This window comes from Streptomyces sp. NPDC020362, assembly GCF_040642095.1.
Classification (GTDB): Bacteria; Actinomycetota; Actinomycetes; order Streptomycetales; family Streptomycetaceae; genus Streptomyces.
On the sequence record NZ_JBFAET010000007.1, the window covers coordinates 80,169 to 102,263 of the forward strand.

A 22,095-nucleotide genomic window follows, 5' to 3' on the forward strand; every position below is an offset into this window, starting at 1 on the left:
CAGAGGTCGTCGGAAGTCGGATTTTCGCCCCGCCCGCTCCGTAAGCTTCCCCGCCCCCCTCGCGTACTTCCCACCAGCCCCCACCGCCTACGACGATCACCTCGCCGATGTGACGAACGGCGCCCGGACTTCGTTCCCTTCGGCCGACTCGGGCGCACGCACCCCGGCCCTGCTGGTCCCCGGACGCGCGGGCGCCCGGGGACTCAGCGGACGCCCGGCGCCAACGCCCCCCACGCCACGGTCACTTCCCCCTGCCGCCAGCGCGCCGGCGAGTCCGTCACCGGCCAGTCGGCCCGCAGATCCCGGACCGTGCGGATCCAGCGCTGGCGGGCGCCGTAGGAGGCGTAGGGCGCGGCGGCGGCCCAGGCGCGGTCGAAGTCGCGCAGGAAGGCGTGCACCGGCTCGCCGGGGACATTGCGGTGGATCAGCGCCTTGGGCAGCCGTTCGGCGAGGTCCGAGGGGCGTTCCAGGGAGCCCAGCCGGGTCGCGAAGGTGACCGTCCGCGGGCCCTCCGGCCCGAGCGCCACCCATACGTGCCGCCGCCCGATCTCGTCGCAGGTCCCCTCGACCAGCAGCCCCCCGCGCGAGCCGTCCGCCGCCGGGGCGAGGCGCGCGCACAGCCGCTGCCACACGGCGGCGACCTCGTCCTCGTCGTACTGCCGCAGCACGTTGGCGGCCCGGACGAGCAACGGGCGCCCGGCCACGGGGAGCTCGAAGCCGCCGTGCCGGAAGGTGAGGCCGTCGCGCTCGTACGGCCGTGCCGCCGTGACCCGCTCCGGCTCGATCTCGATACCGACCACTCGTGCGCGGGGTGCGACGGTGCGCAGCCGGCCGAGCAGTTCGACGGCGGTCCAGGGTGCCGCCCCGTACCCGAGGTCGACCGTCACCGGGTCCCCGGCGCGCCGCAGCTCGGCACCGTGCACGGCCGCGATCCAGCGGTCCATGCGCCGCAGCCGATTGGGGTTGGTCGTCCCGCGCGTCACCGTTCCCACGACGGGGGTCCCCCCGGTCGGGCGAAGCCGAGAGTGGGGGAGGGGCGTCGCGCGGGCTGTCATGTCTACGAGGGTATGCGGGGCCGGGGGGACCGGGTCCCCCTCGCGCCTCCGCGGACGAGTGATCGAACGGTTGATCGATGGATGGTCATGATTTGGTAAAGGTGCTCGCGTGGGAAATGGAGGCGTGCCCGTCCGCTGTTGCACCACCGTGGAGGGCACGGACGGTCCTCCGGTCGGCATGCCCGCAGCAAGGAGGAACGCGACGTGAGCCAGTACGTCAGCAGGCTCGGGCGACGCTCTCCGGTGGCTCCCTCGCGGCTCAGGCTGCACCGCAGGCCCCGCCGCGTCGCCATGCTCTCCGTGCACACCTCACCGCTCCACCAGCCCGGCACCGGTGACGCCGGCGGCATGAACGTCTACATCGTGGAGCTGGCCCAGCGCCTGGCCGCGATCAACATCGAGGTCGAGATCTTCACCCGGGCGACGGCGGGCGGGCTCGCGCCCACGGTCCAGCTCGCCCCGGGCGTCCTCGTCCGGCACGTCGACGCGGGGCCCTACGAGGGCCTCGCCAAGGAGGACCTCCCGGCCCAGCTGTGCGCCTTCACGCACGGCGTGATGCAGGCCTGGGCCGGCCACCGCCCCGGCTACTACGACCTCGTCCACTCCCACTACTGGCTCTCCGGCCACGTCGGCTGGCTCGCCGCCCAGCGCTGGGGCGTCCCCCTGGTGCATGCCATGCACACCATGGCCAAGGTCAAGAACGCCAACCTGGCCGACGGCGACACCCCCGAGCCCGCCGCCCGCGTGATCGGCGAGACGCAGATCGTCGCCGCCGCGGACCGGCTCATCGCCAACACCGACGAGGAGGCCGACGAACTCGTCCGGCACTACGCGGCCGACCCCTCCAAGGTCGCCGTGGTCCACCCCGGCGTGAACCTCGACCGCTTCCGCCCCGCCGACGGCCGCGCCGCCGCCCGCGCCCGCCTCGGCCTCCCGCAGGACGCCCTGATCCCGCTCTTCGCGGGCCGCATACAGCCCCTCAAGGCCCCGGACGTCCTGCTGCGGGCCGTGGCGGTCCTGCTCGACGAGCGCCCGGAGTTGCGCTCCCGGATCGTCGTGCCGATCGTCGGCGGCCCGAGCGGCAGCGGCCTCGCCAAACCCGAGGGTCTGCAGAAGCTCGCCGCCCGGCTCGGCGTCGCCGATGTCGTACGGTTCCGCCCGCCGGTGGGCCAGGAGCAGCTCGCCGACTGGTTCCGGGCCGCGTCCGTCCTCGTCATGCCCTCCTACAGCGAGTCCTTCGGCCTGGTCGCCATAGAGGCGCAGGCGGCCGGGACACCGGTGCTCGCCGCGGCGGTCGGCGGCCTTCCGGTCGCCGTGCGCGACGGCGTCACCGGCTTCCTCGTGGAGGGCCACAACCCGGCTGACTACGCGCGCGAGCTGCGCCGATTCGTCGACGAGCCGTCCCTGTCGGCGCGCATGGGCGCGGCCGCCGCCCGGCACGCGCAGTCCTTCGGCTGGGACACGTCGGCCGCCGCCACGGCCGACGTGTACACGGCGGCGACCCAGTCGCACCGCCGTCGCGTACGCTCCCAGCATGGGTGACGTGGACAAGGGTGCGCAGGTCGTCGAGGGTTTCCTGAAGGACGCCGAACTGGAGTGGGAGAGCCCGGAGCCCGGGAACTACGTCGTCAAACTCCCCGGGACCCGCAAGCTCTCCACGACCGTCAGTCTCCTCCTCGGCCGCCACACCCTCTCCCTCAACGCCTTCGTCGTCCGCCACCCCGACGAGAACGAGGCGGGCGTCCACCGCTGGCTGCTGGAGCGCAACCTCAAGCTGTACGGCGTGAGTTACGCCGTCGACCGCCTCGGCGACGTCTACGTCACCGCCCGCCTGCCCCTCTCCGCCGTCACCGCCGAGGAGATCGACCGCCTCCTCGGACAGGTCCTGGAGGCGGCCGACGGTGCCTTCAACACCCTGCTGGAGCTGGGTTTCGCCTCCGCGATCCGCAGGGAGTACGCGTGGCGGGTGTCCCGGGGCGAGACGACGCGGAACCTGGACGCGTTCGCTCATCTGACGCGGCGCTCGGCCGACTGACCCCGGGCGGCCGGAAGCCTCAGGTCAGGAAGGGTCCGGCTGTCCGCTGGCTTCGCTCTTGTCCAGTTGGTCGGCGAAGGCCCGCAGGGCGTCGGCCAGTTCCTTCTTGGTCGGCAGCCGGTCGACCTTCTTGTCGAGTTCCGTGATGCGCCGGTCGAGCTCGTTCAGGTCGACCGGCGGGGAGGGCTCGCCCGAGGGGCCGGGGTCGTCGGGCGAGGTGGACGTCGGGCTCGGGTCGGCGCCGCCGGTGGTGCCCACGGAGCCGCCTCCGCCGTCGGTGCCCCCGCTCCCGCTGACGGTGCCACCACCGTCGTCGCCGCTGCTGCTCCCGCCGTCGGTGCCCCCGCCGGAGGTGCCTGCGGAGTCCGCGTCCGGCGGGACGGTGTTCGTGACGCCGTGCCGGGGACCGGAGTCGTCGCCCGAGGTCGCCGCGAGGGCCACGCCGACGCTGAGGGCGACCAGGGCGACGGCTCCCGCGACGGCGGTCGAGAGACGTCCGACCGGCAGGAAGCGGGTCTTTGTGGATGGATCGCGAGGAGTCTGTGGTTCCTGTGCCTTCTGTGAGTCATCCATGGACATGACGCCAATCCCCGGTGATCACCAGGCGGACGGCTTTCACCGTTTTCCCGGAGGATGGTCACGCCTGTGAACATGAATCCGACTGGCTGACTCCGTATGACCCCTTCCCCACCCCCGGACAGTACTGGCATGCTCACCGCCAACAGAATCCTGAATGCAGTTCATATAAATGAACGCGAAGGGGCGGCTGGACATGAACCACGGGCACGTCAGCAGACGGACACTCCTCGCCGGCGCCACCGCCGTGGCTCTGGGCGCGGCCACCGGCACGGCGGCAGCGGCGTCGGGTGAAGTCCCCTCCCTCTGGCGGGAGTTCACCCGGACCCCCTTCACCCATCCGCAGATCCCGTACGTCGGCCGGGCGGGCCACCGTGCCGGAGCCCGCCGCTTCCCCCGCCCCCGGACCGTCGCCGACGTCACCGACTACGGCGCCGTGCCCGACGGCACCACCGACTGCGCCCCCGCGATCAACCGTGCCATCGCCGCCGCCGGAAGGGCCGGCGGTGGCACGGTCACCATCCCGCCCGGCACCTTCCGCATCGACGGCCTGATCCGCATCGGCGACTCGAACGTCGTCCTGCGCGGCGCCGGCAGCGGCCGCACGACCCTGTACGCCACGAAGAACCTCACCGAACTGATCGGCGTCTACGGCTCCCGCTACGGCGGCGACAAGTCCGCCTGGTCGTGGGCCGGCGGCCTCATCTGGCTCGCCCCGCACGCCCGCTGGGACTCCCTGACCGCCGCCGTCAAGGCGCGGGCCTGGCCCTTCGAGGGCTGGACCGGCAACAAGCGCGACGAGTGGACGGCCCTCACCCCCGTCGAGCCGGCCCACCAGGGTGACTGGACCGTCACCGTCGCCGATGCCTCCGGTCTCCACCCCGGCCGGCTCGTCCTCCTGCGCCTCGCCGACGACCAGGCCCACACCCTCCTCCAGCACATGGCGGGCGACGGCCCCGGCCCGGCGTCGTACCACTGGGACGACAAGACCAAACTGCTGTCCTACGTCCCCTACGAATGGCCGGTCCGCATCACCCGCGTGCACGGCCGCCGCATCACCCTCGAACGCCCGCTCCCGCTGGACCTGCGCCCCGAGTGGAACCCCCAGTTCACCACCCACGTAACGGAGTTGACCGGGTCGGCCGTCGAAGGCCTCACGCTGGAGGTGATGCAGACCCCGATGTCACCGCACCTCCTCGACAAGGGCTACAACGGCGTGGTCCTGCAGTGCGCCTACGACTGCCGGGTGGACGACGTGACGGTCCGCAACGTCGACAACGGCTTCGGCCTGGTCGCGGCCTCCGCCTGCACCCTGCGCCGCACCCGCGTCGCCGGCCGCGGCTCGCACCACCCGTACTTCTGCCGCGAGGGCTCCCACGACAACCTGATCGAGGACTTCACGATCGAGCAGCGCACGGTCCCCGCGCCGGCCGGCACCCAGCTGCACGGCATCAACGTCGAGGGACTGTCCTCCCACAACGTCTGGTCGCGCGGCGAGATGCAGATGGGCACCTTCGACTCGCACCGCGGCCTGCCCTTCGCCGACGTGCGCACCGACATCACGGTGAACAACGACGGCCGCCACGGCGGGGACGCCAACGCGGGTCCCCTGTTCGGCGCCCGCTTCACCCACTGGAACATCAGGGTCACCAACGGCCGCGCGGGCCTGATGAAGATCGACGCCCTGGCGCCCTGGTCGGCGACGGTGGGCCTGAACGAGGTCCACGAGTTCGACCAGACCGACGTCCCCGACTTCACCGGCGATCTGCACTCCCGCCTGGAGCTGTACGGCACCACGGACGCCGTACGTCCGCGCAACCTCTACGACGCCCAGCGCGCACTGACCCGGTAGCGCCCCGGAGGCACCCCCACCAGCTTCTTGAAGTGCCGGGTGAGATGGGCCTGGTCGCAGAACCCGGTCGCCGCCGCCACCTCACCCGGCGCCAGCCCGTCCAGCAGCAGCCGGCGGGCCCGGCCGACCCTGCGGGATGTCAGGTACTGGTGCGGCGCGATGCCGTAGGCGGCACTGAACGCCCGCACCAGATGGGCAGGATGGGCGTGCAGCAGCCGCGCGGCGTCGGCGAGGACGAGCCCCTCGGTGACGTGCTCGTCGAGCAGCTCGCGCAGGGAACGCGCGAGGGCGGGGTCGGGGCGGCCGGTGCGGCTCTCGCGGCGCCGCAGATGATCCCGCAGCCGCTCCCCGACGAGGACCAGCCGGCTCTCCGCCTCCAGCTCGTCACCGGGCCGCCCGAGCGCGGCGTGCACCTGCCCGACCCGCAGCCGCAGCACGGGATCCCTGAGGTCGGGACCGTCGACGGCCGGACCGATCAGCTCGTCCCCGAGGTGACTGCCGTCGAGATACAGCACCCGCTTGCGAAAGCCCTGCGGGGTGGCGGGGGAGCCGTTGTGCGGAACGTGCGGCGGCAGCAGCGACACGGTGTCGTGCGGGGTCCCGTGCTCATGCCGGTCCAGGTCGTACCGCACGGCCCCGTCGTCGACGATCAGCAGCGTCCAGGCGTCGTGGACGTGCATCGGGTAGGCGTACTCGGTGAAGTGGGCGTGGAAGACCTCCACGACACCCGGGATGCGCGGGCGCCAGGCGGAGACTTCCGGCTGAGCTGCGGCGGCCACGCAAAAAACGTACAAGACCACGCCGGACGACGCCCGGCAGTCTCACCCCATGAACACCGAACAGCGACCCGATGCGCCCGCCGAGCCGATCCGCTTCGAGACCAAGATCGCCGTACTGCTGCGCGAGGACCTGGAGCCCTGGCAGCGCCTGAACGTGACGGCGTTCCTGGTCAGCGGCCTGGGCAGCCAGGTCCCCGAGGTGATCGGCGATCCCTACGAGGACGCGGACGGGGTCTCCTACCTCCCGATGTTCCGCCAGCCGGTGCTGGTCTTCGAGGGCACGAAGGAAACCCTGGTAGCGGCGCACGGGCGGGCTCTCGCGCGGGCCCTGCCGCGCGCGGTGTTCACGGCCGACCTCTTCACGACGGGCAACGACCGCGACAACCGCGCGGCGGTGCGGGCGGTGGCGACGGCGGACCTGGATCCGGTCGGACTGGCGGTGTACGGCCCCCGGAACGGGGTGGACAAGGTGCTGAAGGGGGCGCGGATGCACCCGTGAGCGGCGCGGATGCATCCGGGAGAGGCACGGATGCATCCGTGAGGACGATTGCCGCGGACCCCTTCATGGGTTTCACGGCTCCGACAGCATTCACCGCTTTCACGGCCTACGGCCTACAGCTCACGGCCTGCAGCTCACGGCTTTCGGCCCTCGCGGCTGTTGAGGGCTGTTGAGGCCCGCCGGGGCTGTCAGTGCTTGGAAACAGGACGATCGGCATGTGTGGCGTGCGCGTGCCGCGGCCGGGTCTTGGCCGAGATCTGGCCGACGAGTTCCCCGAAGCACACCAGGGCGGTGACCGGCGGAATTCCGAAGATGACCGGCGCAAGCTGGGCGTGCGACCAATTGCTGATGCACAACGCCACGGCCATGGCCGAGGCGGCCACCACGACGCACCAGGAACGCCGCGCACTGCGGCGCTGAACGGTGGCCCGCAGGACGGAGAGAGCCGCCACGAACCAGGGCCCGTACACCGTCAGCGGCCAGCACTGCGCCAGTCTCACGGGCAGCACGGTCGAGGCGATCCCGCGCAGTTGGCCGTAGGAATAGGAGACGGACCAGCCCAGCATGCACACCGCGCACAGCGAGACCATCGCGATCAGGACCGTGACGTACGTCGTGCGCCGGCCGCCGTCGAGGAGATGGGACTCCTGGCGGAGCCGCCGGCGGTTGCTCCTGCGGCGGGACGGCGTGGTCGGCGGGGTGGCCGTGGGGGTGACGGGGGCCGTCGTGGACAGTATCTGGGCCAGCTCTTCGACCGGGTCCCAGTCGTTCGGCGCGATGTCCGGTTCGGGGACGGTCCAGATCTGGTCGTAGAGGCCGGTGTCGTCGTAAATCCTGTCCATCGATAATCCCTCTGGATCCTCCGTGCGCTCCGTCAGGAGGCTCCATACAGATCGGCCATGGCCCGGCGATATTCAGTTTCCATTCTATTGATCTTATTCAGGAAATCATGGAGCAGGTCGGTGGATGACTTGAGCCCCGCATCGCCGTCCCAGTGAAGTGCGGTCGTCGGATGATCCTCTGTTGCGTGCCAGTCCAATCGCGTCACGGTCACCTAACGAAGGCGAGTGGAGGCGGGGGTGTGGGGCATTCGGGGGAATATCCCGTGCATACCGAATGCATACCGAATTTAACGGAAAAGGGGCCCTCCTTGGGTGGGGCCCGGTGCGGGTGGCGCCATGTGTGCCGCCTGTTCGGGTGCTTGTGTGCACGTCAACGCTTCTCGTGCGGGGGTCGGCGGCATACCTCTGCCGAGTACACACCGATAATCGAAGGAGAAGTTCATGCGTGCACGCACCGTGCTGGCCGCCGTCGCTTTCGCCGGGACCGTCCTGCTGGGAGGCGCGGGCCAGGTCCTCGCCGACGACAACGACGACATGGGCAGCGCCGGAGCCGATTTCGGGAGCGTCTCCCAGCCCACGTCCGATTTCGGCCAGCCCGCGTCCGGTGTTGTCGGGCAGGGTGGGTCTGAATTCGGGCCGGGCGCGTCTGGTCTCGGCCAGGGCGGGTCTGTCTTTGATCGGAACTTCGTCCGTTAATGACCAGGCCGGGCCTGCTTTCCCTGCCCCGCACCGTGATGCTCTCGGTGCGGGGCAGGGGATTTTCCCGGGCGTCGGCCGCGGAACACGCACGGGGCGGCCGGGGGGCTCGACCGCACCCGCGGCCTGTGCGATGTGCCCGGCCTCCCTGACGGCGAGTGGCCGGAGGCCGCGCCGTCAGGCCGTCTCCTCCAGCGGCACGGACTGCGGCGCCGAAGTGGACGGCTGCTGAGCCGGGACCGGCCCTTCCGTCGGCAGGCCGCGCATGAGAACGCCGTATCCGACGCCCGCGACCGTGCCCACCAGCGCGCACATCGCCCAGAGCCACGCGGCCCCGAACCGGTCGATGACCATGCCGGACATGAGCGGCGCGATCAGGGACGCGAGGGACCACGACAGCGTGTACATGCCCTGGTAGCGCCCACGGCCGTGCACGGGCGACAGCCGGACGACGAGCCCCGTCTGCGTCGGCGCGTTCACGATCTCGGCGAGCGTCCACACGCACACGGTGAGCATGAAGACGCCGACCGACCCGGCGAAGGCGGTCAGCCCGAAGCCGTAGCCCGCGAGCAGGGACGAGGCGACCAGCAGGGTGCGCGGGTCGCGGTGCTCGATGAACCGCGTGACCGGGATCTGCAGGGCGACGATCAGCACGCCGTTGACGGCGATGGCCAGGCCGTAGTCGGCGGGCGAGAACCCGGCCCGCCCCATGGCCACCGGCAGTCCGACCGAGCCCTGCTGGAAGACGAGGGCGACGAGGAAGGACAGCCCGACGACGGCCATGTACCGCCCGTCGCGCAGCACGGTCCCGAGGCCGATGTCCGCGTCCGCCTCCTTGGCGGTGGCCGTGGGCCGCGACTCGGGCAGCTTGGCGAAGACGACGATCGCGCACGCCAGGGTCATCCCGGCCTCGATCAGGAATCCGGCGAGATAGCTGAACTCGGCGATGAACCCGGCGGCCATGGAGGAGACGGCGAAGCCGAGGTTGATGGCCCAGTAGTTGAGCGAGAACGCCCGCACCCGGTCCTCGGGCCGGATGATGTCGGCCATCATCGCCTGCACGGCGGGCCGGGAGGCGTTGGAGGCCATGCCGACGACGAACGCGACGGCGGCGATGGCGACCGGGTCGTGCATGAAGCCGAGCAGCGCGACCGAGGCGGCGGTGGAGGTCTGCGCGATCAGCAGGGTGGGCCGCCTGCCGAGCCGGTCGGCCATCACCCCGCCGCCCAGCGCGGAGACGACCCCGCCGAGCCCGTGCAGGGAGGCGACGAGACCGGCGTACGAGGCCGAGTAGCCGCGGTCGAGGGTGAGATAGAGCGCCATGAAGGTGGCGACGAAGCCGCCCAGCCGGTTGACGAGGGTGCTGGTCCACAGCCACCAGAACTCACGGGGGAGCCCGGAGACGCTCTCCCGGGCGGCTCGTCTGAGACGGGCGACGGACATGGCAGGACCCCCCGTGGGTACACAGTGAAGTAAGTGGCTCAAGCAGTATCCGCAACTTACATGCGCGAAGTTGATCGTGGCCACTCAATTAACAGATGCCGTCAACTGTCCGGCTGCTGGGCGCGGGCTCTGGGGGGTCGAAAGCGTGGATTACGCTCTGGGGCATGGCCGACGCACCGTACAAGCTGATCCTCCTCCGCCACGGCGAGAGCGAGTGGAACGCGAAGAACCTGTTCACCGGCTGGGTGGACGTCAACCTGAACGAGAAGGGCGAGAAGGAGGCGGTCCGCGGCGGTGAGCTGCTCAAGGACGCCGGCCTGCTCCCCGATGTGGTCCACACCTCCCTCCAGAAGCGTGCGATCCGCACGGCCCAGCTGGCGCTGGAGTCCGCGGACCGCCACTGGATCCCGGTCCACCGCTCCTGGCGCCTGAACGAGCGCCACTACGGCGCCCTGCAGGGCAAGGACAAGGCGGCGACGCTGGCCGAGTTCGGCGAGGAGCAGTTCATGCTCTGGCGCCGCTCGTACGACACCCCGCCGCCCGCGCTCGCGGACGACTCCGAGTTCTCCCAGGCCGACGACGCGCGCTACGCCTCCATCCCGCCGGAGCTGCGCCCGAAGACGGAGTGCCTCAAGGACGTCGTCGTCCGCATGCTCCCGTACTGGTACGACGGCATCGTCCCCGACCTCCTGGCCGGCCGCACGGTCCTGGTCGCGGCCCACGGCAACAGCCTGCGCGCCCTGGTCAAACACCTGGACGGCATCTCGGACGCGGACATCGCGAGCCTGAACATCCCGACGGGCATCCCGCTGTACTACGAGCTCGACGCCGACTTCAAGCCGGTCACCCCGGGCGGCAAGTACCTCGACCCCGAGGCGGCCGCGGCGGCGATCGAGGCGGTCAAGAACCAGGGCAAGAAGAAGTAAGTTCTATCGATCAAGCCCCCTGCCTGCGGGTTTTCCATCGGCAGGGGGCTTGGTGCTGTTCCTGGGGCCGTCTCTGGGCATCGTCAGGCCGCGTCGGCCGTCGCCCGGGGCAGGGTGTTGCGGCTCGTGCGTCGGTCTCGTGCGGCGCGCAGCACCAGGAAGGTCAGCAGCCCGAACGGCGACAGCAGGACCGTGAGGATCAGCAGCGGACCCATCAGCAGGGCTGGGAGCCCCAGCCGTCTGCCCTCCAGGTACATCCACTGCCCGATCAGAAGATCCCATGCGATGACCTGTGCCCAGACGGCTCCAGCCCCGTTCGCCAGGGCCGTCAGGTCGCGGAAGGTGTCGAGGTCCGGGCTGCTGACCGCGGTCCACAGCTCGGGGAACACCGGAACCACGAGCCCGAGATAGACGAGGAGAATGGGCACTACGGTCCACGGTGATCTGGCGATACGGGCGGTCGGGCCCCAGCCCGGCGCGAAGATCATGAGCAACCAGACCGGTGCGGCCAGCCAGAAGGAGAGCGCGAAGAGGAATCCCGTCATGGCGTGAGTTCCTTCGAGGTGGGGGTGCTTTCTGCCGAGGCTGAGGTGCTTCCCCTCGAGGTGGGGGTGCTGTCCGTCGAGGCTGAGGTGCTTTCCGTCGAGGTGGAGGTGCCTTCGGTGTCGGTTGCTTTGCGGGCGGAGGGCGTCCGGGCTGCCCGCAGGGATCCGTACGTCCCGAGAACGACCGCCAGCAGGACCAGGCCGGCCGCCCCCAGCATCGCCGTGTCCGGGTGGATCAGCGGCCGCCCTTGCAACGCCTGCCGGAGGACCAGGCCGAAGGCGGCTGCGTAGGCCCCCGAGCCGAGCAGCACCAGGCGCAACCGAACCCGGTCGTCGGCGAGGCGGGGAAAGCGCGGTGCGAGGACGGTCAGCACCATGACGAGCGCCGGCAGCAGCTGCAGTGCGTGCAGGCCGACGAAGTGCGGGATCCGCAGATCGCCGCCGGTCGTGGACCAGCCGGTCAGGGGCATCGAGGGACCGCCGTCCGGCACGCCCACGCTGTGTGCGCCGACCACCTGGGAGACGCCGCGCCGCTGGCCCGGTGCGGGCTGGGCCATCCGGAAGCCGACGGCGGCGCCGGCCAGGGCCAGGACGATGCCGGAGCGCATCGCCCAGGCGGATGCACGGTCGGCGATGCGGGCGCGCAGCAGCAGAACGGCGACGACGAGCGTGGCCGTCCACAGGACGGCGACCGTGACGGCCATGGTGTTGTACAGCGCCTCGTCGAACGGTGTCGCGTAGTTGAAGTGGCTGCGCCGTCCGCGTGCGGCCTGCCCGATGATGATCACCATCTCGACGAGACTCGTGAGCGCGACGACGGTGCCCGCCCACCGGCCGACACGTCGGCTGCCGGGGAGGAACGACAGCATCCAGGCCAGGGACAGGCAGTACGCCGCGAATGAGACCGAGAACTTGAACGGCTTGGCCCAGATGGGCGCGCCCGCCAGAACGCGGTCGTCGACCACGAGTCCCACCGCGGACAGAACCGCCGTCACCGCCATGGCCGCCGAGAACAGCACCAGCGGTCGATGCCACGACCGCCATGACGCCGAGGACGACCACGGCGTCGCGGGCCACGAGGACCTACGTAAGGAGAACAAGGCCACCACCCCCAAGAGCGGATAGCGGCACTATCCGCTATCCGATAGCGCCACTATCTATGATGGGGGGCGGGCTGGCAAGGGTCGGCGCGGCGGGCAGGGCGAAGATCGGGGAGTGAACCAGCAGTGCGCATCGGGGAGTTGAGCCGGAAGGCCGGAGTGCCGGTACCGACGATCAAGTACTACGTCCGTGAGGGGCTGCTGCCGTCGGGCGAGCTGACCAGCCGGAACCAGGCGAGCTACGGCGAGGCGCACGAGCGTCGGCTCCGGCTGATCCGTGCCCTGCTCGACGTGGGCGGCATGAAGGTGGCCGAAATCGCGGACGTACTGGCGGCGCTCGACGACCCGGAGCGTCCGCTGCACAAGGTGCTCGGTGCCGCGGCGGACCGCATCAGCAGCACGGACGGTGAGCACGACGACGCCGAGTCGGCGGCTGCCCGGGGCGCCGTCGCGGACCTCGTCTCCCGGCGTGGCTGGCGCACACACGAGTCGAGCCCTGCCGCCGCCGATCTGTCCAAGGCCCTTGCCGCCATGGCCCGGTTGGGTCACGGGGCGTTCGTCGAGGTGCTCGACGACTACGCCGACGCCGCCGAGCAGGTCGCCCGCGCCGACCTCGCGTACGTGGACCGGCAGGTGGCCGTCGAGGACATGGTGGAAGGGGTGGTGGTCGGGACCGTGCTGGGTGAGGCGGTGTTCAACGCGCTGCGGCGACTGGCCCATGTGGACGCCTCGGCGCGGCTGTACGGCACGGAGGGGCCGCAGAAGCGCAGGACGACCTGAGCCGGGACAGGCTGGAAGAGCCACTGGCCCCGGCCGGTAGAACCACTGGACCTGGCCGGAAGAGCCGCCGGACCTGGCCGGAAGACCGCCGGCCCTGGCCCGTACTGGTCCCGGCCAAAGGAGTGGCCGGACCCGGCCGGTGGAGTCGCCGGACCCGCAGGCGCATGCGTGGCTCAGGGACGGGACGGTGCCCATGCCGCACAGGCCCGTTCGGCTTCCGGCGAGTGAACCCGGTGCCAACGAGTGAATCCGGCCGTGCGGTGGATGGTGGCCGTCGTGGCAGCGGGAAGGCCTTCCTGCGTAGCCGACGAGTCGGGCCGTCCTGCGTACCCGACAAGTGACGGGCAGGGAGCACCCCCATGCCGAAGTTCCTCATCCAGGCCTCCTACACGCCCGAGGGCACGAGGGGGTTGCTCAAGGAGGGCGCGAGCGGCCGCCGGGCCGCCGTCGACCGGATCGTCACCGACCTGGGCGGGACGGTCGAGGCCATGTACTTCGCCTTCGGCGAGGACGACATCGTGCTGATCATCGACTTCCCCGATCCCGTCTCCATGGCCGCCGTCAGCCTCACGGTGAAGGCCAGTGGCGCCCTCAACACCAGGGCCACCCCGCTCCTCACCCTCGACGAGATCGACGAGGCGGCCCGCCGGCAGATCGCCTTCCGCGCCCCCGGCATGTAAACCGGACCCGTTAGGGTGCGCGCGTTACTGATGCGCACCAGGGGATGGGTGACGAACCGTGGGACGAGTTCGTCAGGGAGTTCGAGAAGAGCGCGGGGGTTCACGAGCCGAGCGCGGCTGAGCGCGTCGCCGCCGCCACTGCTGCGCCGCAGCGGCCGCCGCGACGTCGGAAGACCATGACGGTCATAGCCGGGCTCGGTGCCGTGGCCGCGTTGGCCGGGGCGGGTTTCTGGCTGAGCGCTAGGAACCATGCGACGGCGCAGGCGTCAGGGCATCCGACAGAGCAGGCGTCGGCGCACCCGGCGGCGCATGCGTCGGCCGCGCCCTCGGTCCGGCCGAAGGCGACCACCGCTTCCGCGGCAGCCGGGTCCTCCTCGGGGCGCATGGTCACGGCTGAGCAGGCGTTCCCCGCGCGCATCGGCGGTTTCACCAAGGTCAGGCAGTCCGGCGGCCCCAACTGCACGGGCTCGGGCGCGGTCGGCCCGAACCTGACCGCTCTGATCGACCGGAGCAAGGGCTGCCGGGGCGTTGTCGGGGCGCTGTACAAGGACGCGGCGAACAACCAGTACACGATCGTCGTGTTCGGGATGCAGGACCCGGTGGACGTCGTCCATCTCGTCACCGTCCTGGGCTCGCACCCCACGGACTACGAGGTGGGTGTGCTGACGCCGCCCGCCGGATCCGGTCTGCGGTCGCTGCCGGCGGACAGCGGCCTGGTGCAGTCCTTTGCCGGAAACGGCAGATTGCTGGTGGTCGGCCTGGCCCAGTGGTCGGACGGCCGTGCCGAGGACTACCAGTCCCTGACCGAGAAGCTCCGGCCCCTCATGACCACGGTGACCAGGACGGCCTACGGCCACGACCAGGGCTGAGGGGGACGCCTCCAGCAGGGCTGAGGGGTCGCCTCCGGCGGCGCTGGGAGCGGTCGCCCGCGCTCCGGCGCCCGATGGACCGGCCGCCGTCCACTCCGGTCATGGTCGAGGCCGACGGCGGCGCGATCATCAATCCGGGGTCGTGGATCGCGCGCCTCGGTATCCCCGTGGGCGCGCTCTACAGCTCGACCAAGAGCGCGATGGAGACCCTCACCCGTGCCTGGGCCGCAGGGACGGGTCCGCACGGTGTGCGCGTGAACGCGATCTCGCCCGGCGTGATCCAGGAGTGTGTGCCGGGTCCGGTGCAGCCCGGAGAGGTGATGATGAACGGCACCCCGGCCGGCGCCATGATCGAGCCGCAGTCCGTCGCGCACGCCGCGGTCCACCTCGCGAGCGAGGAGGCCGCCTTCGTCCACGGCGTCGTGCTCGACGTGGACGGCGGCCGCACCACGGTGGCCGTCGTCGCCGCCTGGCCGACGATCCGCGGAGGTACGACGAGGGCCGGTGTGAACCGTGTCGCGCTCACACCGGCCCCGGCAGTCGTACGGTCAGCCGCACTGGCAGGGGCCGCCCGACTGGCATCCGCACCCGCAGCCCGAACCGCAGCCGCACGCGCCTACCAGTGGCAGGCTCCTGATCTCGGCACTCTGGTCGGTCTCGCGTTCCTGGGTGGGGTCGGGCGTGGTGCTGGGGGATTCGGCCATGGGTCCCTCCTCGACACGGGGGCTGGTGCCCTCGCCCATTGCATGCCCGTTCTGCTGGGCGCATCAACGGCGCATCGATGCGCCCGCGCGCCCTGCCGGCACTTCCCGAGCCCCCGGAGGGGCCGGAGACACGGCAGGACCCGGACGCCCGGCAGGACCCGGACGCCCGGCGAGCCGACGGCCGGGCGCCCGGGGGAGCCGACGGCCGGATGCCCGGAGGGGTTACGCCCCCTCGGTCCCGGTCACCGGCTGGATGTCCTGCTGCAGCTCGTCCGCGTGCTCGCCCGTGACCAGGAAGACGACGCGCTTGGCGACCGCCACCGCGTGGTCGGCGTACCGCTCGTAGTAGCGGCCCAGCAGGGTCACGTCGACGGCCGTCTCGATGCCGTGCTTCCAGCGCTCGTCGATGAGGTGCTGGAAGAGGGTGCGGTGCAGCAGGTCCATCGCGTCGTCGTCCTGCTCCAGCTGGAGGGCGAGGTCGACGTCCTTCGTCACGATCACCTCGGCCGCCTTCGCCATCAGGCGCTGCGCGAGCTGCCCCATCTCCAGGATGGTGGCGTGCAGGTCCTGGGGGACCGCACGCGAGGGGAAGCGCAGCCGTGCGAGCTTCGCCACATGCTGGGCGAGGTCGCCGGAGCGCTCCAGGTCGGCGGACATGCGCAGCGACGTGACGACGATACGGAGGTCCGTCGCCACCGGCTGCTGGCGGGCGAGCAGGGCTATGGCCCGAGCCTCCAGGTCGTGCTGGAGCTCGTCGACCTTCTGGTCCGCCTCGATCACGCTCTCGGCCAGCTTCAGGTCGGCGTCGAGGATGGCGGTCGTGGCGCGCCCGATCGCCGACCCGACCAGCCGGGCCATCTCCACCAGACCGTCGCCGATCGAGTCAAGTTCCTCGTGGTACGCGTCCCGCATCAGGGTTCCCTCTCCTACGTGTGCTTCGGGGTTCCGGGGGCCGTGACACCACGTGCCCCGTGGCGAAAACAGCGGTGCGAACCCCACGTAACCACGTTCTGCGCTGCACGCGACCGTTTCTGCCACCCCAAATGAACCAACACTGGCTCCTAGGTGAACTCTGGGCGACGAGTGTCCGAGGTCGCACCTGGACGGCTGTGGTCATGTCGTACCCCATGCCTAACCTGGATGCATGGACGTGAACGCGGCGGTCGCCGCAGCGGCAGCGATCGCCGGGGTGCTCACCGGCGTCATCGCCATGCTGGCGTTCCGCTGGAGCGAACGCGACCAGAAGCGACCGACCAGGACTTCTTTGCACACCGATCCCGTACTCCCGCCCGGAGTGGACACCGTGCTCTCGGTGCTCCGCTCCTCGGCCGTCGTCCTCGACGAGGCCGACGCCGTCGTCAAGGCAAGCTCCGCCGCCTACGCCCTCGGGCTGGTCCGCGGCGGCAAGCTCGCCATCGAACCCATGCTCCAGATGGCCCGGGACACCAGACGGGACGGGGAGATACGCCAGGTCGAGCTGGACCTGCCGCGGCGCGGCTCCGGACGGGGCGAGGCCCTCGCCGTCTCCGCGCGCGTCGCCCCGCTCGGCTCCCGCCTGGTCCTGCTGCTGGTCGAGGACCTCACCGAGGCCCGCCGGATCGAGGCCGTACGGCGTGACTTCGTGGCCAATGTGAGCCATGAGCTGAAGACGCCGGTCGGCGCGCTCTCCCTGCTCTCGGAGGCCGTCATGGACGCCTCCGACGACCCCGAGGCCGTCCAGCGCTTCGCGGGCCGCATGCAGATCGAGGCGACGCGGCTGACCAACCTGGTCCAGGAACTGATCGACCTCTCGCGGGTGCAGAACGACGACCCGCTGGAGGACGCCGAGCCCGTCCGGGTGGACGAGCTGGTCGCCGAGGCCATCGACCGCTGCCGTCACCAGGCCGGTACGAAGCAGATCACCATGGCCGCCGGCGGTACCGCCGACCTGCATGTCTGGGGCAACCGCGGCCAGCTGGCCGCAGCCCTCGGCAACCTCGTCGAGAACGCCGTGAACTACTCCCCGGCCCGCACCCGCGTCGGCATAGCCGCCCGCCGGGTCAGCGCGTCCGGCGGCGACATGATCGAACTCGCCGTCACGGACCAGGGCATCGGCATCTCCGACAAGGACAAGGAGCGCATCTTCGAGCGCTTCTACCGCGTCGACCCCGCCCGCTCCCGGGCGACCGGAGGCACCGGTCTGGGTCTCGCGATCGTCAAGCACGTGGTCGCCTCGCACGGCGGGGAGGTCACGGTCTGGAGCGCCGAGAACCAGGGCTCCACCTTCACCCTCAGGCTGCCGGAGGCGGGCGTGGCCCGTGACCGCGCTCAGCAGCACCCCGACCTCGACGACGAGGCCGGCGGCCCCACCGAGTCATCCCCGTACGAACCGCTTCCCGCCCCGGAGGTCCTTCCGTGACCCGAGTGCTCGTCGTCGAGGACGAGGAGTCCTTCTCCGACGCCCTGTCGTACATGCTCCGCAAGGAGGGCTTCGAGGTCGCCGTGGCGGCGACCGGCCCCGACGGACTCGACGAGTTCGAGCGCAACGGCGCCGACCTCGTCCTCCTCGACCTGATGCTGCCGGGGCTGCCCGGCACGGAGGTGTGCCGCCAGCTGCGCGGCCGCTCCAACGTCCCCGTGATCATGGTGACGGCCAAGGACAGCGAGATCGACAAGGTCGTGGGCCTGGAAATAGGAGCCGACGACTACGTCACCAAGCCCTTCTCGTCCCGCGAGCTGGTCGCCCGTATCCGGGCCGTCCTGCGCCGCCGCGGCGAGCCGGAGGAGGTGACCCCGGCCGCGCTGGAGGCGGGCCCGGTCCGCATGGACGTCGACCGCCACGTCGTGACGGTCTCCGGCTCGAAGGTCGACCTTCCCCTCAAGGAGTTCGACCTCCTGGAGATGCTGCTGCGCAACGCGGGCCGTGTCCTGACCCGTATGCAGCTGATCGACCGCGTCTGGGGCGCCGACTACGTGGGCGACACCAAGACCCTCGACGTGCACGTCAAGCGCCTGCGCGCCAAGATCGAGCCGGACCCGGGAGCGCCGCGTTACCTGGTGACGGTCCGCGGTCTGGGCTACAAGTTCGAGCCGTAAACCGGACCGCACCGGTCGGCTTCGTGCTGTAAAGCGGACCGCACGGGTCGGCGTGCGCCGTAGGCCCGACCGCACGGTTCACGACGATGGGCGGCGCCCCGGCCGGGGCGCCGCCCTTCGTGTGCAGGACTGCTCAGTGACCCGCTGCCGACTGCGACGCGGAGTCGCTCGGGGTGGCGCCGGTGGTCACCGTGCCGCCGGCGGTCGCGGACGCCGAGGGGGTGGACTTGCTGCCCTTGCCGCCCTTGCCCGGCTTGCCGTTGCTGGACGCGGTCGCGCCCGGGGCCGCGGAAGCGGAGGCGGAGGCGGAGGTGGTGGCCGAGGCGGACGGGATCTCGCTCGGGCCCCAGCCGGTGAAGTAGCTGGTGGCCGGGACCACGAAGGCGCGCAGGTTCACCGGACCGGTCTCGCTGAGGGTGAAGGTGACCTTCTGGGCGTTGCCGTCCCGGACCGCCTCACGGCCGCTGGCGATCACCGCGGAGGCGTTGCCCTTGCCGCCGAGAATCAGCGAGCCGTGGGCCGGGACGGTCAGGCTCTGGCCCTTGGCGGGGGAGAGCTTGACGGTCCCGGTGCCCCCGGCGACGGTGATCGACTGCAGGGTCTGGTCCGTCTTGCCCTGGTTGAAGATGGTCGCGGAGACCACGGCCGGGCCGGACGCCTTCAGATCGGGCTGCGTGATGATCGTGGCGTTCTGGACCTTGATGTTGCCGACGCTGGTCGCCGCGTTGTCCGGCTGGATCTCCAGCGTCTGGGAGTTGTTGCCGGCGCCGCAGGCGGCGAGCGAGGCGATCGAGAAGACGATGGCGGATGCGGCGAGGGCGCCGCGTCGAAGGCTGCTGCTCACGGCGGCGGCAACTCCTTGAACGCAGGGGCGGCTCCTTTATAAAGCCACCCTAAGTGTCTGTCAGCGGCCTTAGGTTACCGAGCCGTTCCGGCGCGCCCTCACCCGACCCTCCCCCAAGCGCCCGGCTTCCCTCCGGCTGGGCGTACAGCGCCCGTGCATCACCCCTGCCCCGGCCGCCACAAGTGACTCATGAGTCACTTTGACGAGGCACTCGTCCTCCATTCGCATAACGCACCCGCAAGACCGCAGTCCGCATCCCCGCAACGCCCCCCGCAAATTTTCCGTGAAGGAATGCACGGGCCACCCTGGATATTGATCACCGACCACCCATCCGGCCGCCTGTGATCAATTCCGGATTCGTCTCGGAGTCGACTCGGGTCACCGAACGGAGTAGCGGAAGTCGCACGCTTGGAAGTGGACAAATCGGGACGTTCATCCACTTGGAGACGGCTCGGCGGGCCTGTAACGTACGCGTTTCACCTCGTCCGGAGAGCCCCTCCGACCTGCGAATTCCTCGTTCCGCAGGCCCCTCGCAGCACGTTCCTGTCGCTGTTGTCAAGCCCCGAGATATGCCCTGACCTGCGAAAACGCCATTCAGAAGACGCCGTATCCGTGTTACCCTGGATAGCCACGGAAGGGGTACCTGTCACATGACGTTCAAGGTTGGCGACACCGTGGTCTATCCCCATCACGGGGCCGCGCTGATCGAGGCCATCGAAACTCGTCAGATCAAAGGCGTGGACAAGACCTACTTGGTGCTGAAGGTCGCCCAGGGTGACCTCACGGTGCGTGTGCCAGCGGACAATGCTGAGTTCGTGGGCGTGCGTGATGTGGTCGGTCAGGACGGGCTGGACCGGGTCTTCGAGGTGCTGCGTGCACCGTATGCCGAGGAGCCCACGAACTGGTCTCGGCGCTACAAGGCAAACCTGGAGAAGCTTGCCTCCGGCGATGTCATCAAGGTCGCGGAAGTGGTGCGTGACCTGTGGCGTCGTGAGCGCGAGCGCGGACTGTCCGCCGGTGAGAAGCGCATGCTCGCCAAGGCCCGCCAGATCCTGGTGAGCGAGCTCGCCCTCGCGGAGAACACGAACGAGGACAAGGCCGAGGCCCTGCTCGACGAGGTGCTCGCCTCCTGACGCGCAGCAGGCGGCATTCGCTGCCCTCAGTACGCTCAGCACAGTGAAAATGCCGCGGTGCCCGATGACACTGACCCTGTCGCCGGGCGCTGCGGCATGTTCGTCCTCGGATTCCGGATGGGATCCCGGTCGGATTCCGGATGCCGGATGTCCGGTCACCGTACGGCCGCCTGGACGGGCCGCCGTACCGCTTGCCGTTCACCTCGGGGGAAGTCCCCCGATACTTGGTGTGCCGGGCCCGGGCAGATGGCTCGACCAGGGTCACGGAAGGGTCCGGTCAAGGCGTCGCGCCCGGCACTCCTCCAGGCCATACCCACGTAGGTCGAGCACACAAACCTGACAGGAACCGATGTCTGACGATTCGCGCCCTTCACCCGCGCAGATCCCCGTCGCCGCCGTGATTCCCGCCGCCGGCCGGGGCGTACGCCTAGGCCCGGGTGCCCCCAAGGCGCTCCGTGCGCTGAACGGCACGCCCATGCTGATCCACGCGGTCCGCGCCCTCGCCGCGTCCCGCCATGTCTCCCTGGTGATCGTCGTGGCCCCGCCGGACGGTGCCGCCGAGGTCAAGTCCCTGCTCGACGCGCACGCGCTGCCCGAGCGCACCGACTTCCAGGTCGTCCCCGGCGGGGACAGTCGCCAGGAGTCGGTCCGGCTGGGCCTGGACGCCCTGCCGCCCGAGTACGGCATCGTCCTCGTCCACGACGCGGCCCGCCCGCTCGTCCCCGTCGACACGGTCGATGCGGTCATCGAGGCCGTCCGCGAGGGCGCCCCCGCCGTCGTCCCCGCGCTGCCGCTCGCCGACACCGTCAAGGAGGTCGAGCCCGCGGCCGCCCCCGGCGAGCCCGAGCCGGTCGTGGCCACGCCCGAGCGGGCCCGGCTGCGCGCCGTGCAGACGCCCCAGGGCTTCGACCGCGCGACCCTGGTCCGCGCCCATGAGGCCGTCACCGAGGACGTCACCGACGACGCGAGCATGGTCGAGCAGCTCGGCCTGGGCGTCGTCACCGTCCCCGGCCACGAGGAGGCCTTCAAGGTCACCCGCCCCCTCGACATGGTCCTCGCCGAGGCGGTCCTGGCCCGCAGGAGGCTCAACGATGGCTTCTGAAGCATCTGATCCCCGGCTGCCGCCGGGTGGCCTCCCCCTGCTGCCCCAGGTCGGCATCGGCACCGACATCCACGCCTTCGAGGAGGGCCGCGAGCTGTGGTGCGCCGGCCTGAAGTGGGAGGGCGAGGGTCCCGGCCTGGCCGGACACTCCGACGCCGACGTCGTCGCCCACGCGGCCTGCAACGCCCTCTTCTCCGCCGCCGGTCTCGGTGACCTCGGCCAGCACTTCGGCACGGGGCGCCCCGAGTGGTCCGGCGCCTCCGGGGTCACCCTGCTCACCGAGGCCGCCCGGATCGTCCGCGAGGCCGGGTTCACCATCGGCAACATCGCCGTCCAGGTCGTCGGCCCCCGCCCGAAGATCGGCAAGCGCCGGGACGAGGCCCAGAAGATCCTCACCGAGGCGGCCGGCGCCCCGGTGGCGGTCTCGGGCGCCACCACCGACGGACTCGGATTCCCCGGCAGGGGTGAAGGGCTGATGGCCGTCGCCACCGCCCTGGTGGCCCGTACCGCCTGACGACCGGGCCGGGATGTGGCCGGACCGGTGCAATCCACTGCGCCCG

24 protein-coding genes and 1 pseudogene are annotated in these 22,095 nt (G+C 70.9%); 15 read left to right on the forward strand and 10 right to left on the reverse strand.

Features of this window, described 5'->3' with window-relative positions; genetic code table 11:
• Nucleotides 1-203: 203 nt before the first annotated feature.
• Nucleotides 204-944: a class I SAM-dependent methyltransferase gene (locus AB0H32_RS05365; RefSeq protein WP_361114560.1), complete on the reverse strand. Its 741-nt coding sequence runs from the start codon at nucleotides 942-944 to the stop codon at nucleotides 204-206.
• 315 nt (nucleotides 945-1,259) lie between these two features.
• On the opposite strand from AB0H32_RS05365, the gene mshA reads away from it, so the two are divergent.
• Both mshA and AB0H32_RS05375 read left to right on the forward strand, forming a co-directional pair.
• Entirely contained in the window at nucleotides 1,260-2,597 is a 1,338-nt protein-coding gene (gene mshA, locus AB0H32_RS05370; RefSeq protein ID WP_361114563.1) for a D-inositol-3-phosphate glycosyltransferase, read from the forward strand.
• Nucleotides 2,590-3,090 (forward strand): YbjN domain-containing protein, encoded by a 501-nt coding sequence (locus tag AB0H32_RS05375; RefSeq protein ID WP_361114566.1) that lies wholly within the window; start codon nucleotides 2,590-2,592, stop codon nucleotides 3,088-3,090. The genes mshA and AB0H32_RS05375 overlap by 8 nt, the downstream gene beginning before the upstream one ends.
• A gap of 24 nt (nucleotides 3,091-3,114) precedes the next feature.
• On the opposite strand, the gene AB0H32_RS05380 is transcribed toward AB0H32_RS05375, so the two are convergent.
• Nucleotides 3,115-3,663 carry a hypothetical protein gene (locus AB0H32_RS05380; protein WP_361114569.1) on the reverse strand — a complete coding sequence of 183 codons (549 nt, stop codon included), beginning with the start codon at nucleotides 3,661-3,663 and terminating at the stop codon, nucleotides 3,115-3,117.
• Nucleotides 3,664-3,862: 199 nt separating this feature from the next.
• Here AB0H32_RS05380 and AB0H32_RS05385 point away from each other — a divergent pair, with 199 nt between their 5' ends.
• Nucleotides 3,863-5,518 (forward strand): glycosyl hydrolase family 28-related protein, encoded by a 1,656-nt coding sequence (locus AB0H32_RS05385; RefSeq protein ID WP_361114715.1) that lies wholly within the window; start codon nucleotides 3,863-3,865, stop codon nucleotides 5,516-5,518.
• On the opposite strand, the gene AB0H32_RS05390 is transcribed toward AB0H32_RS05385, so the two are convergent.
• Nucleotides 5,488-6,297 carry an AraC family transcriptional regulator gene (locus AB0H32_RS05390; RefSeq protein ID WP_361114572.1) on the reverse strand — a complete coding sequence of 270 codons (810 nt, stop codon included), beginning with the start codon at nucleotides 6,295-6,297 and terminating at the stop codon, nucleotides 5,488-5,490. The two genes, AB0H32_RS05385 and AB0H32_RS05390, sit on opposite strands and share 31 nt — an antisense overlap.
• 49 nt (nucleotides 6,298-6,346) lie before the next feature.
• Between AB0H32_RS05390 and AB0H32_RS05395 the strand changes: the two genes are divergently transcribed.
• On the forward strand, nucleotides 6,347-6,796 hold the full coding sequence (locus tag AB0H32_RS05395) for a DUF2000 domain-containing protein (RefSeq protein WP_361114575.1): 450 nt from the start codon (nucleotides 6,347-6,349) through the stop codon (nucleotides 6,794-6,796).
• Nucleotides 6,797-6,984: 188 nt separating this feature from the next.
• On the opposite strand, the gene AB0H32_RS05400 is transcribed toward AB0H32_RS05395, so the two are convergent.
• Nucleotides 6,985-7,638, reverse strand: coding sequence for a DUF2637 domain-containing protein (locus AB0H32_RS05400; protein WP_361114578.1), 654 nt, complete (start codon nucleotides 7,636-7,638; stop codon nucleotides 6,985-6,987).
• Nucleotides 7,639-7,670: 32 nt separating this feature from the next.
• The gene (locus AB0H32_RS05405) at nucleotides 7,671-7,850 is read right to left on the reverse strand and encodes a hypothetical protein (RefSeq protein WP_361114582.1); all 180 of its coding nucleotides are present in this window, start codon (nucleotides 7,848-7,850) and stop codon (nucleotides 7,671-7,673) included.
• 229 nt (nucleotides 7,851-8,079) lie between these two features.
• Between AB0H32_RS05405 and AB0H32_RS05410 the strand changes: the two genes are divergently transcribed.
• Nucleotides 8,080-8,334 carry a hypothetical protein gene (locus AB0H32_RS05410; RefSeq protein WP_361114585.1) on the forward strand — a complete coding sequence of 85 codons (255 nt, stop codon included), beginning with the start codon at nucleotides 8,080-8,082 and terminating at the stop codon, nucleotides 8,332-8,334.
• A 177-nt stretch (nucleotides 8,335-8,511) separates the two neighbouring features.
• Here the strand turns inward: AB0H32_RS05410 and AB0H32_RS05415 are convergent, their stop codons facing one another.
• A complete protein-coding gene (locus AB0H32_RS05415; protein WP_361114588.1) occupies nucleotides 8,512-9,777 on the reverse strand; it encodes an MFS transporter in 1,266 nt (421 codons plus the stop codon).
• A 164-nt stretch (nucleotides 9,778-9,941) separates the two neighbouring features.
• Between AB0H32_RS05415 and AB0H32_RS05420 the strand changes: the two genes are divergently transcribed.
• The gene (locus tag AB0H32_RS05420) at nucleotides 9,942-10,703 is read left to right on the forward strand and encodes a phosphoglyceromutase (RefSeq protein WP_361114591.1); all 762 of its coding nucleotides are present in this window, start codon (nucleotides 9,942-9,944) and stop codon (nucleotides 10,701-10,703) included.
• 83 nt (nucleotides 10,704-10,786) lie between these two features.
• On the opposite strand, the gene AB0H32_RS05425 is transcribed toward AB0H32_RS05420, so the two are convergent.
• Together AB0H32_RS05425 and AB0H32_RS05430 are read right to left on the reverse strand one after the other, a co-directional pair.
• Nucleotides 10,787-11,248 carry an ABA4-like family protein gene (locus AB0H32_RS05425; RefSeq protein ID WP_361114594.1) on the reverse strand — a complete coding sequence of 154 codons (462 nt, stop codon included), beginning with the start codon at nucleotides 11,246-11,248 and terminating at the stop codon, nucleotides 10,787-10,789.
• Nucleotides 11,245-12,249, reverse strand: a complete 1,005-nt coding sequence (locus tag AB0H32_RS05430) for a hypothetical protein (RefSeq protein ID WP_361114718.1) — start codon at nucleotides 12,247-12,249, stop codon at nucleotides 11,245-11,247. The genes AB0H32_RS05425 and AB0H32_RS05430 overlap by 4 nt, the downstream gene beginning before the upstream one ends.
• Before the next feature lie 225 nt (nucleotides 12,250-12,474).
• Here AB0H32_RS05430 and AB0H32_RS05435 point away from each other — a divergent pair, with 225 nt between their 5' ends.
• The 4 genes and pseudogenes from AB0H32_RS05435 to AB0H32_RS05450 form a co-directional block, all read left to right on the forward strand.
• Nucleotides 12,475-13,128, forward strand: coding sequence for a MerR family transcriptional regulator (locus tag AB0H32_RS05435; protein WP_361114597.1), 654 nt, complete (start codon nucleotides 12,475-12,477; stop codon nucleotides 13,126-13,128).
• A 359-nt stretch (nucleotides 13,129-13,487) separates the two neighbouring features.
• A complete protein-coding gene (locus tag AB0H32_RS05440; protein ID WP_361114600.1) occupies nucleotides 13,488-13,808 on the forward strand; it encodes a GYD domain-containing protein in 321 nt (106 codons plus the stop codon).
• A gap of 383 nt (nucleotides 13,809-14,191) precedes the next feature.
• Complete coding sequence (locus AB0H32_RS05445) at nucleotides 14,192-14,677, forward strand: hypothetical protein (RefSeq protein ID WP_361114603.1); 486 nt, start codon at nucleotides 14,192-14,194, stop codon at nucleotides 14,675-14,677.
• A gap of 95 nt (nucleotides 14,678-14,772) precedes the next feature.
• Nucleotides 14,773-15,147, forward strand: a pseudogene (locus AB0H32_RS05450) (SDR family oxidoreductase); the annotation flags it as partial.
• A gap of 456 nt (nucleotides 15,148-15,603) precedes the next feature.
• Here AB0H32_RS05450 and phoU read toward each other — a convergent pair.
• Complete coding sequence (gene phoU / locus AB0H32_RS05455) at nucleotides 15,604-16,293, reverse strand: phosphate signaling complex protein PhoU (protein ID WP_361114606.1); 690 nt, start codon at nucleotides 16,291-16,293, stop codon at nucleotides 15,604-15,606.
• Nucleotides 16,294-16,525: 232 nt separating this feature from the next.
• Here phoU and AB0H32_RS05460 point away from each other — a divergent pair, with 232 nt between their 5' ends.
• Together AB0H32_RS05460 and AB0H32_RS05465 are read left to right on the forward strand one after the other, a co-directional pair.
• The gene (locus AB0H32_RS05460; RefSeq protein WP_361114609.1) at nucleotides 16,526-17,779 is read left to right on the forward strand and encodes an ATP-binding protein; all 1,254 of its coding nucleotides are present in this window, start codon (nucleotides 16,526-16,528) and stop codon (nucleotides 17,777-17,779) included.
• On the forward strand, nucleotides 17,776-18,456 hold the full coding sequence (locus tag AB0H32_RS05465) for a response regulator transcription factor (protein ID WP_010358452.1): 681 nt from the start codon (nucleotides 17,776-17,778) through the stop codon (nucleotides 18,454-18,456). The genes AB0H32_RS05460 and AB0H32_RS05465 overlap by 4 nt, the downstream gene beginning before the upstream one ends.
• Nucleotides 18,457-18,589: 133 nt before the next feature.
• Here AB0H32_RS05465 and AB0H32_RS05470 read toward each other — a convergent pair whose 3' ends face one another.
• Nucleotides 18,590-19,300 carry a DUF461 domain-containing protein gene (locus AB0H32_RS05470; protein ID WP_361114611.1) on the reverse strand — a complete coding sequence of 237 codons (711 nt, stop codon included), beginning with the start codon at nucleotides 19,298-19,300 and terminating at the stop codon, nucleotides 18,590-18,592.
• A 650-nt stretch (nucleotides 19,301-19,950) separates the two neighbouring features.
• Between AB0H32_RS05470 and AB0H32_RS05475 the strand changes: the two genes are divergently transcribed.
• The 3 genes from AB0H32_RS05475 to ispF all read left to right on the forward strand — a co-directional run bounded on the left by AB0H32_RS05475 (nucleotide 19,951) and on the right by ispF (nucleotide 22,049).
• Complete coding sequence (locus tag AB0H32_RS05475) at nucleotides 19,951-20,433, forward strand: CarD family transcriptional regulator (protein WP_003953493.1); 483 nt, start codon at nucleotides 19,951-19,953, stop codon at nucleotides 20,431-20,433.
• A gap of 349 nt (nucleotides 20,434-20,782) precedes the next feature.
• Nucleotides 20,783-21,535, forward strand: coding sequence for a 2-C-methyl-D-erythritol 4-phosphate cytidylyltransferase (ispD, locus tag AB0H32_RS05480; protein WP_361114614.1), 753 nt, complete (start codon nucleotides 20,783-20,785; stop codon nucleotides 21,533-21,535).
• Nucleotides 21,525-22,049: a 2-C-methyl-D-erythritol 2,4-cyclodiphosphate synthase gene (gene ispF / locus AB0H32_RS05485; RefSeq protein ID WP_361114617.1), complete on the forward strand. Its 525-nt coding sequence runs from the start codon at nucleotides 21,525-21,527 to the stop codon at nucleotides 22,047-22,049. The genes ispD and ispF overlap by 11 nt, the downstream gene beginning before the upstream one ends.
• The last annotated feature ends 46 nt before the right edge of the window (nucleotides 22,050-22,095 follow it).

What these genes read in the sequence shown, in the direction of transcription:
- AB0H32_RS05475 (WP_003953493.1), top strand. Translation starts at nt 19,951, where the DNA reads ATGACGTTCAAGGTTGGCGACACCGTGGTCTATCCCCATCACGGGGCC.
- AB0H32_RS05460 (WP_361114609.1), top strand. Translation starts at nt 16,526, where the DNA reads ATGGACGTGAACGCGGCGGTCGCCGCAGCGGCAGCGATCGCCGGGGTG.
- AB0H32_RS05440 (WP_361114600.1), top strand. Translation starts at nt 13,488, where the DNA reads ATGCCGAAGTTCCTCATCCAGGCCTCCTACACGCCCGAGGGCACGAGG.
- AB0H32_RS05410 (WP_361114585.1), top strand. Translation starts at nt 8,080, where the DNA reads ATGCGTGCACGCACCGTGCTGGCCGCCGTCGCTTTCGCCGGGACCGTC.
- AB0H32_RS05420 (WP_361114591.1), top strand. Translation starts at nt 9,942, where the DNA reads ATGGCCGACGCACCGTACAAGCTGATCCTCCTCCGCCACGGCGAGAGC.
- AB0H32_RS05375 (WP_361114566.1), top strand. Translation starts at nt 2,590, where the DNA reads ATGGGTGACGTGGACAAGGGTGCGCAGGTCGTCGAGGGTTTCCTGAAG.
- AB0H32_RS05400 (WP_361114578.1), bottom strand. Translation starts at nt 7,638, where the DNA reads ATGGACAGGATTTACGACGACACCGGCCTCTACGACCAGATCTGGACC.
- ispF (WP_361114617.1), top strand. Translation starts at nt 21,525, where the DNA reads ATGGCTTCTGAAGCATCTGATCCCCGGCTGCCGCCGGGTGGCCTCCCC.
- AB0H32_RS05430 (WP_361114718.1), bottom strand. Translation starts at nt 12,249, where the DNA reads ATGGCGGTGACGGCGGTTCTGTCCGCGGTGGGACTCGTGGTCGACGAC.
- AB0H32_RS05425 (WP_361114594.1), bottom strand. Translation starts at nt 11,248, where the DNA reads ATGACGGGATTCCTCTTCGCGCTCTCCTTCTGGCTGGCCGCACCGGTC.
- AB0H32_RS05385 (WP_361114715.1), top strand. Translation starts at nt 3,863, where the DNA reads ATGAACCACGGGCACGTCAGCAGACGGACACTCCTCGCCGGCGCCACC.
- AB0H32_RS05445 (WP_361114603.1), top strand. Translation starts at nt 14,192, where the DNA reads ATGGTCACGGCTGAGCAGGCGTTCCCCGCGCGCATCGGCGGTTTCACC.
- AB0H32_RS05415 (WP_361114588.1), bottom strand. Translation starts at nt 9,777, where the DNA reads ATGTCCGTCGCCCGTCTCAGACGAGCCGCCCGGGAGAGCGTCTCCGGG.
- ispD (WP_361114614.1), top strand. Translation starts at nt 20,783, where the DNA reads ATGTCTGACGATTCGCGCCCTTCACCCGCGCAGATCCCCGTCGCCGCC.
- AB0H32_RS05380 (WP_361114569.1), bottom strand. Translation starts at nt 3,663, where the DNA reads ATGGATGACTCACAGAAGGCACAGGAACCACAGACTCCTCGCGATCCA.
- AB0H32_RS05395 (WP_361114575.1), top strand. Translation starts at nt 6,347, where the DNA reads ATGAACACCGAACAGCGACCCGATGCGCCCGCCGAGCCGATCCGCTTC.
- phoU (WP_361114606.1), bottom strand. Translation starts at nt 16,293, where the DNA reads ATGCGGGACGCGTACCACGAGGAACTTGACTCGATCGGCGACGGTCTG.
- AB0H32_RS05365 (WP_361114560.1), bottom strand. Translation starts at nt 944, where the DNA reads ATGGACCGCTGGATCGCGGCCGTGCACGGTGCCGAGCTGCGGCGCGCC.